The organism is Novipirellula rosea, from assembly GCF_039541335.1.
GTDB classification, from domain to species: Bacteria; Planctomycetota; Planctomycetia; order Pirellulales; family Pirellulaceae; genus Novipirellula; species Novipirellula rosea.
In genome coordinates this window covers 19,835-35,990 of the sequence record NZ_BAABGA010000107.1, presented here as the reverse complement: position 1 = coordinate 35,990, position 16,156 = coordinate 19,835, and the positions used below count along the sequence as shown (strand labels likewise).

The 16,156-nt window shown below is 54.2% G+C and carries 11 protein-coding genes; 7 read left to right on the top strand and 4 right to left on the bottom strand.

All coding sequences use genetic code 11. The features are described from left to right. The first annotated feature begins 438 nt into the window (after window positions 1–438). From ABD971_RS30390 to ABD971_RS30380, 3 genes are all read left to right on the top strand, one after another. On the top strand, window positions 439–1,182 hold the full coding sequence (locus tag ABD971_RS30390; RefSeq protein WP_339945740.1) for a hypothetical protein: 744 nt from the start codon (window positions 439–441) through the stop codon (window positions 1,180–1,182). Window positions 1,183–1,469: 287 nt separating this feature from the next. Continuing rightward, window positions 1,470–5,171: a Calx-beta domain-containing protein gene (locus tag ABD971_RS30385; protein ID WP_345327434.1), complete on the top strand. Its 3,702-nt coding sequence runs from the start codon at window positions 1,470–1,472 to the stop codon at window positions 5,169–5,171. 335 nt (window positions 5,172–5,506) lie between these two features. Further along, on the top strand, window positions 5,507–5,743 hold the full coding sequence (locus tag ABD971_RS30380; protein WP_339945742.1) for a carbon storage regulator: 237 nt from the start codon (window positions 5,507–5,509) through the stop codon (window positions 5,741–5,743). A gap of 140 nt (window positions 5,744–5,883) precedes the next feature. On the opposite strand, the gene ABD971_RS30375 is transcribed toward ABD971_RS30380, so the two are convergent. The 3 genes from ABD971_RS30375 to ABD971_RS30365 form a co-directional block, all read right to left on the bottom strand. Further along, a complete protein-coding gene (locus tag ABD971_RS30375; protein WP_339945744.1) occupies window positions 5,884–7,443 on the bottom strand; it encodes a GNAT family N-acetyltransferase in 1,560 nt (519 codons plus the stop codon). A gap of 93 nt (window positions 7,444–7,536) precedes the next feature. Then, entirely contained in the window at window positions 7,537–8,928 is a 1,392-nt protein-coding gene (gene mgtE, locus ABD971_RS30370) for a magnesium transporter (RefSeq protein WP_339945746.1), read from the bottom strand. 235 nt (window positions 8,929–9,163) lie between these two features. Then, window positions 9,164–9,559: a hypothetical protein gene (locus tag ABD971_RS30365; RefSeq protein ID WP_339945748.1), complete on the bottom strand. Its 396-nt coding sequence runs from the start codon at window positions 9,557–9,559 to the stop codon at window positions 9,164–9,166. A 209-nt stretch (window positions 9,560–9,768) separates the two neighbouring features. Between ABD971_RS30365 and ABD971_RS30360 the strand changes: the two genes are divergently transcribed. The 3 genes from ABD971_RS30360 to ABD971_RS30350 all read left to right on the top strand — a co-directional run bounded on the left by ABD971_RS30360 (window position 9,769) and on the right by ABD971_RS30350 (window position 14,824). Continuing rightward, window positions 9,769–11,898: a PAS domain-containing sensor histidine kinase gene (locus tag ABD971_RS30360; protein WP_345327433.1), complete on the top strand. Its 2,130-nt coding sequence runs from the start codon at window positions 9,769–9,771 to the stop codon at window positions 11,896–11,898. Continuing rightward, window positions 11,885–13,345, top strand: coding sequence for a sigma-54-dependent transcriptional regulator (locus ABD971_RS30355; protein WP_339945752.1), 1,461 nt, complete (start codon window positions 11,885–11,887; stop codon window positions 13,343–13,345). Before ABD971_RS30360 ends, ABD971_RS30355 begins: the two co-directional genes overlap by 14 nt. 261 nt (window positions 13,346–13,606) lie before the next feature. Further along, a complete protein-coding gene (locus tag ABD971_RS30350) occupies window positions 13,607–14,824 on the top strand; it encodes a RimK family alpha-L-glutamate ligase (protein ID WP_345327432.1) in 1,218 nt (405 codons plus the stop codon). Here ABD971_RS30350 and ABD971_RS30345 read toward each other — a convergent pair. Beyond that, window positions 14,821–14,949, bottom strand: coding sequence for a hypothetical protein (locus tag ABD971_RS30345; RefSeq protein ID WP_345327431.1), 129 nt, complete (start codon window positions 14,947–14,949; stop codon window positions 14,821–14,823). The two genes, ABD971_RS30350 and ABD971_RS30345, sit on opposite strands and share 4 nt — an antisense overlap. A 47-nt stretch (window positions 14,950–14,996) precedes the next feature. On the opposite strand from ABD971_RS30345, the gene ABD971_RS30340 reads away from it, so the two are divergent. Continuing rightward, the gene (locus tag ABD971_RS30340) at window positions 14,997–16,073 is read left to right on the top strand and encodes a succinylglutamate desuccinylase/aspartoacylase family protein (protein WP_339945756.1); all 1,077 of its coding nucleotides are present in this window, start codon (window positions 14,997–14,999) and stop codon (window positions 16,071–16,073) included. The last annotated feature ends 83 nt before the right edge of the window (window positions 16,074–16,156 follow it).

The following is a 16,156-nucleotide window of genomic DNA, read 5'->3' as shown; positions in this document are numbered from 1 at the left end:
ATGTTATTCGAACCTAAAGAAATCAGGGCATGAGCCCTGTTAAAGTGGAAACAGACCCCCCAAAGCAGTCGGGTAGGGCGTTTCGAAAGCGAACTTGACGCGTCATTCTAGCCCAATGAATTCCAATTTTGCAGCTTTGCGGCTGGGAAAATGCGTCTTTACCATGATTCGGACGAGGTCGAAGCGTGAAAAACCGTTCTTTCGGAGGTTCAATCCTCGGCGGCTTGCGCTTAAACTACATGATGTCGACTGTCTCTCTATTAAGAACGTCCCTGTATGCGAGCGAGGAGCACATCATCTTATTGAATTAGCCACTAGGTCGTCGTGGTTCGCTTGTGATCTTACATCCTTGCTTGTGAACCCATTTCATGGTTGCCCGTCTATTCACCGTGCTGGCAACCACTCCAAAAAGCATCTACGCGACACGAAAGGTGACGAATGAACGGATATGGTGCGTTTAGCGACGACTTTTACTTGAACATGGTTCTAACGACCGAGATGGATTTGCCCAAAGGTCGTGAATCAATCCTCCATTTCTTTGAACAAATCCGCCGCCGTTACCCGAAGATGCAAAACTTCTACGGCCGCGAAAAACACGAGTTTGTCTTAGAGGAAGAGAAAGAGGCGGGAGCCTATCGCTGGGTTTCGACTGAGTTAAAACGAGTGAATTCGGGAGTCGTGAATCCCGAATCCGCCGAGGCGATCGACGATCTGCATCGCAGCGTGCTGGAGTTGATTCCCTACGAATTATCGGCCAGTCCGCTAGATTGCGAATCGCTGAGTGTGATGTTCGGTTTCGATTTCGCTTACCGCGGCAACCACAACGATATTTTATCGGAAGTCGTGGGTGTGGCGCCGGGATTGCAAGGGTTCATGAATCTGCCCTTCGGGAAAGTGTTATCGCATGAACCGGCAATCCAATTTGCGTTGGACGAAGAGTGTCGAACGCAGTGCCGGATCAGTTTTGAATCGCGGACCAACGCCTACCAAGTTCGCACGGGCGATTACAGCGAGGATCCGATCAGTGTTTATTTGACGGTTCGCCGTTACGATAGCTTGGGACCGGATGAAACGTATGTGCAAGAATACGATCGGCTGGTTGCACTGGGGCGAGATTTGATCGACGAATATTTAGTGGCAAGCGTGCTGAAGCCGCTGCAAGATGCTATTTCGCTTCGGTAACACGCCGCTAGCGATCGAGCTCAAAAAAACGGGGACATCGATGCCTCACTCTGGTTGCGACAAACTGCAGCAGGGTGAGGCTTTTTTTGTGCTGCGTGCTGGTTGGTTGCTCAAATTTGGCGAATTTCTAGGAAATCGCCGGTGGAAAGAAGAATTCGCTTCGTTGGGGATCGTAGTGGCAACAGCCCATCGGGTGGATTAAGATTAGCCCCGACAACATGCCTATCCAGCGTAGTCCACAGACTTGCGTTCCCCGATTTTTCTTGCTGCAACGAGGATGTGCCCCTATGAGCCGTCGAACCACGCGTAGAAACGTAAAACGCCGACGCCTTTTTCCCGAAATGCTCGAGGACCGTCGGTTACTCGCGGTCATTGACTTGTTGCCCGTGGTGGGAACCACGACCGAATCCAATGGAACCACGGTGGTGAGCGCCAGTGGCGGTTCGACGATCCGCTTCGAAGCGACGTTGACGGCGGCCGAGCAAGCGGTTCGCGGTTACCAGTTGAACTTTGCTAATAGTGATCTGTCGCTGGAAATTGACGAGTTTTTCGAGTCCGAAGATTTTCCTGTCTTCATCGACACAATTATCAATCGGGACGCTGGCGATTCGGTGGTCTCAAGCTCGGCATCGACCGCGATCAGCGTTCCCCCGACTCGCAGCCTGGGGACGTTTGATGTGACCGTTCCTGATGTAGCCGGCGATTATCGCTTGACTCTCAATGCCATCGGCGGCAACGCCGCGCGGCGCACTTTGGTCGTGGACGCGGAATCCAATTCGTTACCGATCACTGACTATGGCGACGTCATTTTGCGAGTCAGTGATGCGAGTGAAACGGTGGTAAGCACCACGCTCACCACGCAGTCGCAGCTCGAGGATGTTGGCACCGTCACGGTCAATGTCTCGCTCTCGCAAATTGCCAGCGAAGACGTGGTTGTTCCGTTTACGTTGTCAGGAACGGCAACCGAGGATGTTGACTTTACTGTGGACGCTTCGCCGTTGACCATTCCGGCAGGCAACATGTCTGCGGACATCACGTTCACGATCAATGATGATTTGTCGGCTGAATCCGCCGAGACGATCATCGTGACCCTGGGCAACCCGACGGGCGCAACGCTGGGATCTCAAAAGACGCACACGGTCAACATTGTCGACAACGATGACAGCACTCCGATCGCCACGCTTGAATTGGCCCAAACGACGATTCAAGAAAACGCGGGGTCAGCTGTGATGACCGTCACGCTTTCCGGAGCGACTGAATCTGATGTGATTATTCCTTATACCGTTTCAGGAAGTGCAACGCGTGATACCGATTTTGTGATCAGCGGCGACTCGATCCTGATCCCTTCGGGGGAAACAAGTGGGACGATTGTCATCGCGGTCACGGATGATTTTGCGTTAGAGAACAACGAAACGGTGATCGTTAAACTTGACCCGCCGACCAATGCAAAACTTGGTACTCCGAACCGTCAAGTGTTGACGATCATCGACAATGACGCAACGGCTCCTCCCACGGTCAATTTTCGCGCGTCCACATTAACGGTCGGTGAAAACGTGGGCACGATCTCACTGAACGTGATCTTGTCGAAGCCCAGCGATGCGCCGATTACCGTTCCGTTTACATTCGATGGTTCGGCCAGCCCGAACACGGATTTTTCAATTTCGTCAAGTCCGCTCGTCTTCGCCGCCGGGCAAACGTCCGCCTCGATCACGGTGAATGTGAATGACGACACGATTGTCGAAGGGGACGAGGTTCTGTTCGTTACTTTGGGAACGCCGATCGGTGCAATACTCGGCGACACGCCGACCGAGCGAATTACGATTAGCGACGATGATCAGTCGCCTCCGCCGACAATCAATATCGAACAATCCACACTTAGTGTGGTCGAAGGGGACACCGCAGTCTTTGTGACGGTCAGTTTGTCCGAAGTCACCGACACGTTTGTCGAAGTCCCCTACTTTCTGACCGGAACCGCCACCAATGGTCAAGATTACGCAAGTTTGACCAACGTCGTTGGATTTGCGGCGGGCGAGAGAACCCGGACCATCAAAATCAACGTTTTCGAAGACAGCTTGGTCGAAGGTGATGAAACGATGATCTTTACCCTTGGCGTGCCTAGTTTTGGTGAGTTGGGCAATGTCAGCTCAACGACGATCACCATCACGGATAATGACGTCGAGGGCAGCAATCCGCAAATTGACTTCACCACCGACCAAATCGTGGTGTCCGAGTCGTCGACGGCGGTGACCGCTACGGCACGACTGAGTATTTTGGCGACCGAAGTCGTCGTGGTGCCAGTCACAATTATTGGCACCGCAACCAATGGAAGCGATTATATGATTGGCCAGCAATCGCTGAGGTTCGAAGCGGGAACCAGCACGGCGAATCTGCCGATTGAAATCATCGACGATGATCTGGTCGAAGCAACCGAGACGATCTCATTAAGCTTGACGCCCCCTACGGGATTTGATCTTGGGGCAAACCCCACGCTGACGATTTCGATCACGGATAACGACGGGGCCTCACCGGTCGACCCCGTGGTTGATTTTTCGACGATTGCGCAAACGGTCAGCGAAGATGGCGGCTCCGTCTCGATCTCGGTCACGTTGTCATCGGTGTCGGATTCGGAAATTGTCATCCCGTTTTTGGTGAGCGGGACTGCAACGGCGGGAACTGATTACACCATTAGCAGCAGCCCACTGCGGATCCCAGCCGGGGCGACCTCGGGGACCATTGTGGTCAACGCGATTAGTGACACCGAGAGCGAGGCGGATGAATCCATCGCGGTCACCTTGCAGAGTCCGACCGGCGCCACGTTGGGGACGGCAACGACGCACACCATCACGCTGCAGAATTCCGACCCGTCAAGCCCCAGCTTACCGATCGTTACGCTCGCTAATGTGACCCAGACGGTGAGCGAAGGAGACTCGGCGATCAATGTCACCGTCCTGCTTTCGAAACCGAGCGATTCCACGATCACGATCCCCTTCACGGTCTCGGGTTCGGCGACCTCGGGAAGCGACTTTACCGTGGCGGTGAACCCGATCACGATCGCGGCAGGTCAAACCTCGGGCAACATCACGATTAATTTGGTCGATGATGCGATTGTCGAAAGCTTGGAAACAGTGGTTGTTTCGCTGAACCAACCAACCGGCGCGAATCTTGGCGAGAGCACCGTGTTTACCGGTTCGATCTTAGACAACGACCGCAGTGGCGGTGGCGGTTTGGTTATCCCCGGCAATCTGGCTCGTCCGCAAGTGATCCCCGCGAGTGGTCAATCGACGGCGATCTTGTTCGGAGCGGTCAAGGATACGACGTTGACTCTTGGTCACGTTGGTTCGACATCGGTCACTGCACAAGTGGTCCTGTATGACGAAGATCTGAACCCGCTGGCTGATGACGCCGGTGGCGTGTTGACGGCGTCTTTGACCGCCGGAAATCTGTACGCGTTGATCATCAACGCGTCTAACGAAGACCAAATCTTGATCGTGCGTTCATCGGCGGGCAATGATGCGTTGACCGGCGTCAGTCCCACCAATCTGATTCAGTCGACCGATGTTGACGGCAGCGGCGAAACCACCACCTTGGATGCCTTGTTAGTCGTCAACCAACTTGGCCGGCAAGGGAACGCCGAGGGAGAGAGAATTGTGGTTCCCGGTCGCTATTACGACGTCAATTCGGACGGACGAATCACGGCAATGGATGCGTTGCGAGTGATCAACGAGTTGTCACGAAATGCCGCAACCAGTGGTGCAGGTGAATCGTTGGCGACTGCGTTAACGTCCCAGCCTAACGACGCCGAACCATCAAACGAACCGGTTGCGGAGTCACCGCAATCGGCAGCGGATGTCGGATCGAGTAAGGTGACCACGTTCGCACAGTTGCCGACGACTAGCGACACGGCCGATCAGGACATGGTCCAAGCGACGGCATCGCAAGTTGATGCCGCGATGGCAGAGCTCGACGATACGCTGCAGTTACTCGGCTAGCGAATGCGGGTGTTTTAGAGCCGTTACCAATGATGCGCTGGATCATTGCCGTGCGGCAATGGACGTGCTAGCAAGGTTGTGTCGTCATTTTGTGGAAACATTCTTTCCACCCACTTTTGGGGTTTGGAAAGAATCTGGTCAACCGCAGCAATCAAAACTCCATTTTTTTGCTCATTCGTGAGGATGATGCGGTGCAATGGAGTGGGGTGATGAGACAAAGTATCCAAATAAGAAGTTTTTCTCAGTTTCACAGGGCGATTGGTCCGGCGCTTGCTTTGTTCGCCGTATCAAGTCGAAATCTGACTTCGAAAATCAACTTATTCAAGGATCGAATCATGCTAGTGCTCAGCCGCAAAGTGGGTGAAACAATTCAAATCGGATCGGACGTGTTGTTGACAATCAACCGCGTCGCTGGTGGCCGAGTTCAAATTGGGATCGTGGCGCCTCGAGAAGTCGCGATTCGTCGCGGTGAGCTGCCGCCCGCTGCGGCGGAATCGACTTCGCTACAGATCGTGGCATTGCCCGCCGAGTTGGCGGATGCCGAAACCCAGGTTTTGAATCTGTCGCCATGAGCCGCGTCCAACCCGATTTTCGCTCGCAGCTGCGAAGCGAATTGCTGGGGCAGAGTGGATCTTGCTCGAGATCCTGCGGTCGAGATCTTTCAGAAGATCCACTACAGAAAGGGAACGCGGCAAAACCATTGCCGGCTTCATCACACCTCGTGTGCCTTGCCGTCTTGTTCATAAACCACTTTGTAGAGACCGCGTTGACGGTCGTTCCAATTTTGCACTGAACCGGTTTCGCGGTGCCGACGAAGTTGTTCAAAATCGAGATCGTGAATGATCACCGTTTCCACATTCGGATTGCACTCCGCTGCAATTCCGTCGCGAGCAAACTCAACATCGGCTGGGGTGTATATCCCCGACTGGGCGTAATGGATGTCCGAGTTTTCGACGAACGGCAGGTTGCCGGTGCAACCCGAGATCGCGACGTACAGATGGTTTTCGATACAACGAGCCTGGGCACAATAACGCACGCGTAAATAGCCGTGGCGGGTGTCGGTGTTGAACGGCACAAAGATGATTTGAGCACCTTTCTGTGTCGCGATTCTCGTCAACTCGGGAAACTCGATGTCGTAACAGATTTGGATGGCGATCGGCCCACAATCGGTATCAAACACCTCAACCGATTTGCCTGGATTTACGCCCCACCATTTGCGTTCACTCGGAGTGATGTGAATCTTGTACTGTTTGCCGATCGAACCGTCACGGCGGAACAAGTAGGCGATGTTGTAGAGCGTGCCGTTTTCAATCACAAACTGCGAACCGCCAATCACATTGATGTCGTATTTGACCGATAACGCGGTGAACAAATCGAGATACTGCGGAGTAAAGTCAGCCAGTTGGCGGGCCGCTTGTCCAGGTCGACTCGACTCGACACACGAGAGCAACTGGGTCGTAAACAGCTCGGGGAACAAGATGAAGTCACACTTGTAATCCGACGCGGTATCGAGAAAGAACTCGCACTGCTGGGCAAATTCGTCGAAGCCGCTAATCGTTCGCAGCTGGTACTGCACGACACAGACTCGAATCGGTTCGACCACGTGGTGGAAACGTCGTTTCGCGCCAGGCACGTACTCGATGTTGCTCCAGATCGCATGCGTTGCGTAGCCGCACGATTCGGTATCCGACGGCAAGTAGTTTGGCGTCAGCCCACGAACGATAAATCCGTTGGACAGCTGGGCGGTCAACACCGGATCGTAGTTCTCTTTTTCGACAACCGAATCGATGTACTGGCGTGCCGTCATTTTATCGGCGTGTTTGTGGTAACCGGGAATCCGTCCTCCGATAATGATTTGAGACAGATTCTTTTGGCGACACAATTCTTTGCGGGCATCGTAAAGTCGCCGCGACAGTTTCATGCCGCGGAATTCAGGATCGACCATGATTTCGATCCCGTACAGCGTGTCGCCCTTAGGTTTGTGGTTGCGAATATAGCCGCCGTCGGCGATCGCTTTCCAATTATGCCATTCCAGCGACGAATCGTATTCAAGGATCAAACTGGAGGACGATGCGGCCAATTTGCCGTCGATTTCTACACAGATTTGTCCTTCGGGAAAGATTGCCAACTGGCTTTCGATCTGGTCGCGGCCCCACGGTTCCATCCCCGGAAAACAACGTTGGGCAATGGCGACCAACGCATCGTAGTCGTCGATTGTCAGCTGACGCACTACGATCTTCCATTCGAATTCAGCAAGATCAAGCGGTTCCATTTTTGACGTCCCTTGTATGTAGCAGTCGGCCGTAGATTTTTCAGCGTATCGCCGGCAGGGTGCCGAGGAATACGCTGCCGAGCAATGCAGTGTTTAGATCAGTTTAGAAAGCATCATCGTGGCGAGCCCGAGCACAAAGAAAAAGCCACACATGTCCGTGACCGTGGTCAGCAGCGGCCCGCTGGCGACGGCAGGATCAAAGCCAAATCGCTTCAGCAGCAATGGCACCACGCCGCCGATCGAAACTGCCACAATTGTATTCGCAAAAAGGGCGATCCCGACCACAATTCCTAAATAAGGATTCCCATTAAACATCACCGCCACGATTGCAACGAGCACCCCGAGTGCCGATCCATTGATCAGCCCCACCGAGACCTCTTGCCACCAAACACGCAACATTTCGGTAGGCCGGACCAACCCGAGTGAAAGCTCTCGCATGCTAACCGCAACGGCTTGGTTGCCACTACAACCACTCATATCACTGATGATCGGTAAAAACACTGCCAGTGCAATCACGGCTTGAAGGGTATCTTGGAAATAGGCAATGACCGCAGCAGCACCGATGTTCAAGAACACATTAATGCTCAACCAACTCAATCGTCGTCGGGCTCTCAGCCATAGCGGCATCGTGCGAAGTTCTTCGCCGCCAACGATCCCTTGACTCTTTAAATAATCGCTTTCAGCAGCACGCGTTTCTTCGTATTGCACCGCCTCGCGATGAACGATTCCTTGTAGTTTACCCTGTTCGTCGACCACGGGCACGGCAAGATAGTTGTGCGCGTCAAACAGTTCGATTAAATCGTCCAGCGATGCGGTGGCTTGCACAGAAAGTGGATCTCGGATCATCAGATCCGATAGCCGTTCGGCCCGTTTGACAAACAACAGATTTTGCATCGGCAAAACACCGACAAGCCGGTCTTGGGCATCACAGACGTAGGCGTAACGAACATCGATATCGCTGTAATCTTCGCCATGCTCGCTGAGATCTTGGATCACGTCGCGAACCGACATTGAATCGTTGAAGCGAAGCATCTCGCGAACCATCATCCCGCCCGCTTCATCATCTTCATACGATGATAATTCACGCGCGGCCGCCGCCTCTTCCTGGGGCAACTCCTCCAAAATGGCTTCAGCCTGCTCGTCGCTCAAATCACCGAGCAAGTCGGCTTGCTCGTCGCTCGGTAATTCTTGGACGATCGCCGCTGCGGTGGACGTGTCCAGCAGCGCCAACATCCGAGCGGCTTCGATCTCCGGCAAATGGCTGATCAATTCCGCCGCATCGGCGGCATTCATCGCCTCGAGCACCTGTGTCTCTTCGTCTTCGTCCAGACGGCTGAGGGCAAGTGCCTGGTCGGCCGACGAGAGGTGCGAGACGTATTCTTCGAGCTGAACGTGAGTCCCCTCTTGGGCCAAACGCAGCATTTCTTCCCATGGACGTTCGTCCAATTGGGTTGCACCGGATGAGGGATCCTGGGGGCTAGTCATCGACGACTCTTTCGTGGATGGAGAAACGTTTTGATAGCTTTGAAAGCGTTGTTTTCGAAGTTTCGGCGAAATGGGGCGTCGATTCTTCAACGGACAGGTTTTGATAGCGGCCGCGTCGCTGACATTCAAGCCACCACGCCGGGCCAGCGATTAGCTTGACGGAAAATGCCGAAAACCGATAGCACGGCTTGCCAATGAGGTGGCAAGAAGATTTCCAATGGAAAATTAATTGCCGCTAAGAGCAGCAGCTTTGCAGAGCGATCGATTGTTCAAAGCGTTTTAGCAGCGGCTGGTACACAATCGGCTCGCGATACTTTTGTTCCAGCGCCACCGCCTCGCCTAGCAGCCGTTGAGCTTCGCCGTTTTCGCCCGCCTGGGCCGCCCGTACCGCTTGTTCGGCCAATTCCCCGGCGAGGGCGGCATCGTGCTCGACCGCCGCCAACCAGATCGCGGCACCTCCCCAGCAACGAGATTCTTCGCCGCGAGTCGCCTTTTCCGCAATGCCGGCCTGGCGGCTCCGCAATCCCTCTAAATTTAATCGCGAACTTCCAAATTGCGTCGGCCACTGGCAACCGATCCAAATCGATTTTGCTTGGCGGAGTGCATCTTGGAAAGTTTGTGGTTCGTTCATAAATTTTGTTGAAAATCAATCACTCGCCTGCTGATGTAAAACCGTTGGCGAGCATAGACTCTTGCTGATTGCGCGGTGGTGTGGAGACGACTCATGCGGTGCACGAGACGTCAATCACGCCCTCAGACGCAAACCATGTGCCTATTGGCTGAGATAATTTTACTGTGAAGCTTGTTAAACCTCTCACTGTATCGCCAAAGTGACCGTCAATGCGTTGGTTGCGAAATAACGCGTTTGCGATTGCCGTAACGATTGCCATTTTGGCGATCGCGTCGTCGTGTTTGGTTACCTATCAGGCGCTCGATGGATTGCCACGCTCGCATCGACGAATTGTCAACACCGAAGAACAGCTGGGACGACTGACCAACCTTCGCTTTACCCTTGGTACCGCCGCGTCACGACTGAGAGCATTGACGCTGGGCGGCGATGAACAAGATCGCCGCGAATTGGTGGAGGCGATTGGCCGCTGCGAACAACTTGTCGAAGAGCTGCAAAAAGTTGCGTTATCGAGTGAGGCCGTCATGCTGCAAGGGGTTGATCCTTTGTTGCTCGATTCCCGGCGTTATCTAAATGAGATTCGGCCGCTCACCCCCATCGCCACTTCGTTGGATCTCCCACAGCGAACGCGATTGCGAAGCGATGCCACGAATTTGCGTGCCCGGCTGGAATCCAGTCTGGCGGAAAATCATCAGCATTTGACGAAGATGAAAAGAGCGGCCGAGCGAGAGCGACGCAGCGCTGCATGGGTATTGATCGGAGGTCATGCGATGATGCTGGGGTTGGTCGGGCTGCTGTACGTGGCGCGACGAAGCGAGCAACAGTTGCGACGACTTGCGGATCTGAGAACGCTCGAAGCGGACGAGCGGTTTGCGCTAATCGTACGTGGTTCGTCCGACGGCATTTTGCTGACCGATGAAAACGGTCGCATCCAGATGACCAATCCGGCGCTGGACGAAATGTTCCAATCGGACGAAGCGACGCTCAAGGGGATGACGGTGGGATCGTTGTTCGCCACCACCGTGATCGACGAATGGTTGGCCAATCGTTTGGTCGAAAACGATCGCGAGAGCACGTTGTCACGACGAGTCAAAGCGACTCGGCCTAACGGAACACGTCTGCATACCGAATTGACTGTCACGCCCCAAACGATTCGTGATCAAGAGTTCTTAGCGATCTCGGTGCGGGACGTTTCTGAACGCGAAGCATCCCGATTAAGGTTGAAGCAACACGAGGCATTGCTGAGCGAGATTCCCGAACCACTGCATATCTTGGACGCGGTCGGCCGCGTGGTTTATTGGAACCGGGGTGCCCAGCGATTGTTTGGTTTCGAAGCGGGCGAGGTGATTGGGCAAACCGCCAACGACCTGCTGAAAATTGTCCCGCCCAAAGGCAGTGACAATAACATTCACGCGATGAAATACGCTGAATCCGAGCGTTGGTCGGGCGAACTGATCGCGACCACCAAGACTTGTCGCTCGATTCGCATTGAACGTCGACGCACGCGGATCCGCGAAGCCAACGAGACGATTGGCGAAGTCGTTTTGGATTTGGACTTAGGCGAACGCAAACGACTGCAACAAGTCGAGCGGCGACGCCAACGCCTGGAAAGCCTGGGGACGTTGGCCAGTGGTATCGCTCATGACTTGAACAACTTGCTGACGCCGATCTTGATGAGCTGTCGCATGCTGCAGCGAAAGAACGCCAACATCGATCGCGATGCGTTGCTCGAAACGATCGGCAGTGGTGCCAGCCGCGGCGCCGATCTGATTGCTCAATTATTAACGTTCGCGCGAGGTGGTGATGGCGAACATGAACCGATCCACGTGGGAGCGATCATCCCCGAAATCGCGGCGATTTTGCAAGCCACACTGCCCAAAGGCATTGAACTGAAGACCGATGTGGCTCAGCAACTGCCCGACATCCTCGGTGACGAAACCGAGATCAGCCAAGTGATTATGAATCTTGCCATCAATGCACGCGATGCGATGAACCAGCATGGCGCATTGACGATTTCGGCCGCCCCGATGACGCTGGCAAGCGAGCGATCGTATTCGTACGCTACGCTGCAGCCGGGCCAATATCTGTCGATCACCGTGTCCGATACGGGAACCGGAATTCCCAAAGAGATCCGTGAACGAATGTTTGATCCCTTCTTCACGACCAAAGAACGAGGCCAGGGGACGGGGCTAGGGTTGAGCACATCGATCGGCATCGTGCGAAGCCACGAAGGTGCGGTGGACGTGCGTTCGACGGTCGGCGAAGGAACGCGAATCTCGGTGATCTTGCCTGCTCTGTCCTGTTCGTTAAATGAAAGTGAGCCACCCAATGAATTCAAATGATCCGAGCACCTTGTTGGTGGTGGATGACGATTCGTTGATCCTGCAGGTCATGAAACTGTGCTTGCCAGCACCTGATTATCACGTCATCACCGCGGATTCGGCGAGCAAAGGGTTGCAGCTTTTTGCACAACACAAACCCGACGCGGTGCTGTTGGATATCCAGTTGCCCGATCAATCGGGATTAGCGGCGCTTCATGAATTCCGCGAACTCGATCGCCGAGTGCCAGTGATCATGATGACAGGTCACGGAACCGCCGAAACCGCGATCGGTGCGATGAGCGGGGGGGCGTTTGAGTATGTGACCAAACCGTTCGAGCCAGACGATATTTTGCCAGTGATCGATTCGGCGTTAGAAACCAGCCGGATGGCGAGAAAGCCAGCGGTTTTGCCATCGGAAACACAAGGCGACGCCGATGACACGAGCACAGATCGCGTGCTGGGCGATTGCCAAGCGATGGTCGAAGTGTTTCGTTCGATCGGACGCGTGGCTGCACGTGATGTTGCCGTATTGATTCTTGGCGAAACCGGCACGGGAAAAGAAGTGGTTGCCCGAGCGATCTATCAGCACAGCAATCGGCGTGACCAATTGTTTCATGCGATCAACTGTGCCGCGATTCCCGAGAATTTGCTGGAAAGTGAACTGTTCGGTCACGAGAAAGGGGCGTTCACAGGCGCTGATCAACGGCATGTCGGCAAATTCGAAGTGTGTAACGGCGGCACGCTGTTCTTGGACGAAATCGGTGATATGAGTCCGATGATGCAGACCAAGCTGCTGCGGGTGCTGCAAGAGAAAGAGTTCGAGCGGGTTGGGGGCACCAAAACAATCAAATCCGATGTTCGCATCATCGCGGCCACCAATCGCGATGTCGAAGCTGCGATCGTGGACAACAGTTTTCGAAGTGATTTGTATTACCGGCTGAACGAATTCACGATCTCGTTACCGCCGCTGCGTGAACGAGGCGAAGATGTCAAGATTATGGCGGAATTCTTTTTCGCAAGGTTCGCGAAAACGCTTGGCAAAGAGTTCGTCTCGATTGCGCCGGAAACGATGGCATCACTTAAACTTCATTCATGGCCTGGAAATGTGCGTGAGTTACAAGGCGTCATCAAGCAAACGTTGCTTAAGGCCAGTGGACCGGTAATTGTTCCGGCGTTTCTGCCCAAAGGATTTATTCCGCAAAGTGACGATGGTTTGACAAAATTGGCAACCATGGGGACGTGGCAGGAAAACCTTCGGAATTGGGCGACGACGTTACTCGAAGACGGATCGCATAACATTGCCGCCGAAATCCATGATGCCGTTGATCGTGAAATCTTGCCCGAGATTCTGCGTGCGACCCAAGGAAACGTCAGCGCCGCAAGCAGTCGTTTGGGAATGAGTCGTCCGACGTTGCGAAGTCGATTGAAACATCTCGGACTGGGAAGCGACGTGGAAAAGAACGACTAGCGGAGCTAGCCGTGATCCGGCGAAACCGCCAATCGCATTCTCCCCTGGCACGGACAATGCAAAGTCGTCATGCGAAGGAGAAGAGATAAGGAAATTGCATTTCGCCTGAACGTTTGGCCTGAACGATTGCTTCGATTACGCGTTTTCTTGGATCTTTCATTGGCTCTCGCCGCCAATGTCGCGTAACTTAGAGAGTACTGCGACAGCGCGACATTGTTTCACGCTGGATTCCCTCTTTTCTTGTTGAAGGTCTTTGCCGTTATGAAACTTGGCATCATTTCTTGCGCGCCGCGATGTTACAGCACTCGACGATTGGTCGCCGCGGCAAAGGAGCGGGGATATAAGGTTTCGGTCATCAACACATTAAAGTGTGCGATCGATCTGCAACGCGGGAAACCCGATCTCTATTACCGAGGCAAACCGCTGGCGGACTTTGACGCGATGATCCCGCGTATCGGTGCCAGCATCACCTATTTCGGCACCGCCGTGGTTCGTCAGCTGGAACAAATGAATGTCTTTGTTGCCAATAGCTCTGCCGGGATTGCAAACAGTCGCGACAAACTGCGAAGTCTTCAGATTCTAAGTCGGCATCACATTGGGATGCCAAAGACAACTTTTGTTCGCGATCGCGGCGACGTGATACCGGCAATCGAGCGGATTGGCGGAGCGCCGGTGATCATCAAATTACTCGAAGGCACCCAAGGCGTCGGCGTGATTTTGGCTGACACGATCAAGATTGCCGAAGCGATCATTGAAACACTGCAAACCGCCAAGCAAAACGTGCTGGTGCAAAGTTTTGTCTCCGAAAGCAAAGGACGCGACGTGCGTGCGTTTGTCGTCGGGGATCGTGTCATCGGAGCAATGCGGCGCGTCGCCCAAGGTGACGAATTTCGTAGTAATGTGCACCGTGGCGGTGTGGTCGAAACCGTCGAATTGGATGACGAGTTTCGTGAAACGGCGATCCGTGCGGCACAGATCATGGGACTGCGGATCGCAGGTGTCGATATGCTCGAAGGCCAACATGGCCCGCAGGTCATGGAGGTCAACAGTTCGCCGGGGCTCGAAGGCATCGAGCGGGCAACGCAAAAGGACATCGCCGGCGCGATCATCGAATACTGTGCCGCCCACGTCGATTTTCCCGAAATGGATATTCGTCAACGTTTGACGGTTAGCCGGGGCTATGGCGTGTGTGAATTGGTGGTTCCCGAAGGCTCGCAGTTTGTCGGGATGACGATCACCGACGCCGCCTTTACCGATCGCGACATCAACGTGTTGACGTTGTACCGCGGCAATACCGTGATCCCGAACCCCAAATATTCTCGCAAGATGGAAGCGGGAGACCGATTGCTGTGCTTTGGTAAACAAGAAGCGATGAAAGAAATGGTGCCGACTAAGACTCGCAAGAAACGGGCGCCAAAGATCAAAACGCTCGAACAGTCGAGGATTGATGAAGCGTCGACGCATTCACCACAGCACTAACCATGGTGTAAAATAAAGGGCACCCGATTTTCGAGTGCGGTAATCGCATCGGGCCCAATCGCATTGAGGCTATGCATCGGGCCCAATCGCATCGGCGGGCCGTTGCCGCCGATGTGAATATTCATTTTCTACCTTTCACCCAAGTCGACCCGGCTTTAGTGACGTTTCATTCATGACTACTTCTGACCATCACTGGTTTGGTTGCGACATTGCGCCCGGCAAATCCGCCAACACTGAATTTGAGGTGACTGAAAGCTACAGCAGTCGCAGCGTCGTGATTCCGATTCAAATTCGGCGTGGGATTTCGCCGGGGCCGACGGTGTTCGTGACCGCGGCGCTGCACGGAGACGAACTCAACGGCACCGGAGCGATTCGAACGTTGCTGGCCGATCCCACTTGGGTGCTACAGTCCGGCACGTTGCTGTTGATTCCCGTTTTGAACGTGCTTGGATTCGAGCGGCATTCGCGTTATTTGCCCGATCGTCGTGATCTGAATCGCTGTTTCCCAGGCACCAGTGGCGGGAGCATGGCGTCACGATTGGCGAAAGTAATTTTCGATTCGTTGATCAAGAAGTGTGACTACGGTATCGACTTGCACACCGCTGCGGTGCGTCGCACGAATTTCCCCAACGTCCGTGCCGATCTGTCGAATCCTGATTGTCTTCGACTGGCAGAAGCTTTTGGCGCGGGAATTATTTTGCAAGGCAAAGGCCCCAAAGGCTCGCTGCGACGCGAAGCGACCAAGGCGGGATGTCCCACGATCATCATCGAAGGAGGCGAGGTGTGGAAGGTGGAATCGTCCGTCGCCGATTGTATGACCCGCGGCATCTTTAATTGTCTGAAAGAACTCGACATGATGCCGGGCAAACCGGATATTCCGGACACTCAGGCGATCATTCGCGAGACTCGCTGGTTGCGGGCCGAACGAGGTGGTTTCATGTCGATGCATGTCGCTCCCGGGGATACCGTGGTCAAGGGGCAAGCAATTGCAACCAACAGCAACTTATTAGCGGAAGATCAAAACCGCTTGGAAGCTCCGTTTTCGGGAGTGGTGATTGGGATGACGACGCTACCCGCGGTGCAGCCCGGTGAACCGGTGGTGCATATCGGCAGGTTGGCCAACCCAAAATCGGCCCGACGGCACGAAAAACAGATCGCAGGCGATGACGTGCAGCGAACCGCGCACGAACATCTCGCCACGAACATTCAAGTCACCGAAGCCAGTGATCCGCCCGTCGACGAATCGTAAAACGGTTGGCGGTCATTACGGATGAAAACTAAACCGCAATCCACCTTGGGAATTGCGTATTGGGGCTCCGCGAAGTCGTCCGC

Bases quoted from the DNA above. Each gene is read 5' to 3' on its own strand.
- ABD971_RS30390 (WP_339945740.1), top strand. From the start codon at position 439: ATGAACGGATATGGTGCGTTTAGCGACGACTTTTACTTGAACATGGTT.
- ABD971_RS30385 (WP_345327434.1), top strand. From the start codon at position 1,470: ATGAGCCGTCGAACCACGCGTAGAAACGTAAAACGCCGACGCCTTTTT.
- ABD971_RS30380 (WP_339945742.1), top strand. From the start codon at position 5,507: ATGCTAGTGCTCAGCCGCAAAGTGGGTGAAACAATTCAAATCGGATCG.
- ABD971_RS30375 (WP_339945744.1), bottom strand. From the start codon at position 7,443: ATGGAACCGCTTGATCTTGCTGAATTCGAATGGAAGATCGTAGTGCGT.
- mgtE (WP_339945746.1), bottom strand. From the start codon at position 8,928: ATGACTAGCCCCCAGGATCCCTCATCCGGTGCAACCCAATTGGACGAA.
- ABD971_RS30365 (WP_339945748.1), bottom strand. From the start codon at position 9,559: ATGAACGAACCACAAACTTTCCAAGATGCACTCCGCCAAGCAAAATCG.
- ABD971_RS30360 (WP_345327433.1), top strand. From the start codon at position 9,769: ATGCGTTGGTTGCGAAATAACGCGTTTGCGATTGCCGTAACGATTGCC.
- ABD971_RS30355 (WP_339945752.1), top strand. From the start codon at position 11,885: ATGAATTCAAATGATCCGAGCACCTTGTTGGTGGTGGATGACGATTCG.
- ABD971_RS30350 (WP_345327432.1), top strand. From the start codon at position 13,607: ATGAAACTTGGCATCATTTCTTGCGCGCCGCGATGTTACAGCACTCGA.
- ABD971_RS30345 (WP_345327431.1), bottom strand. From the start codon at position 14,949: ATGAATATTCACATCGGCGGCAACGGCCCGCCGATGCGATTGGGCCCG.
- ABD971_RS30340 (WP_339945756.1), top strand. From the start codon at position 14,997: ATGACTACTTCTGACCATCACTGGTTTGGTTGCGACATTGCGCCCGGC.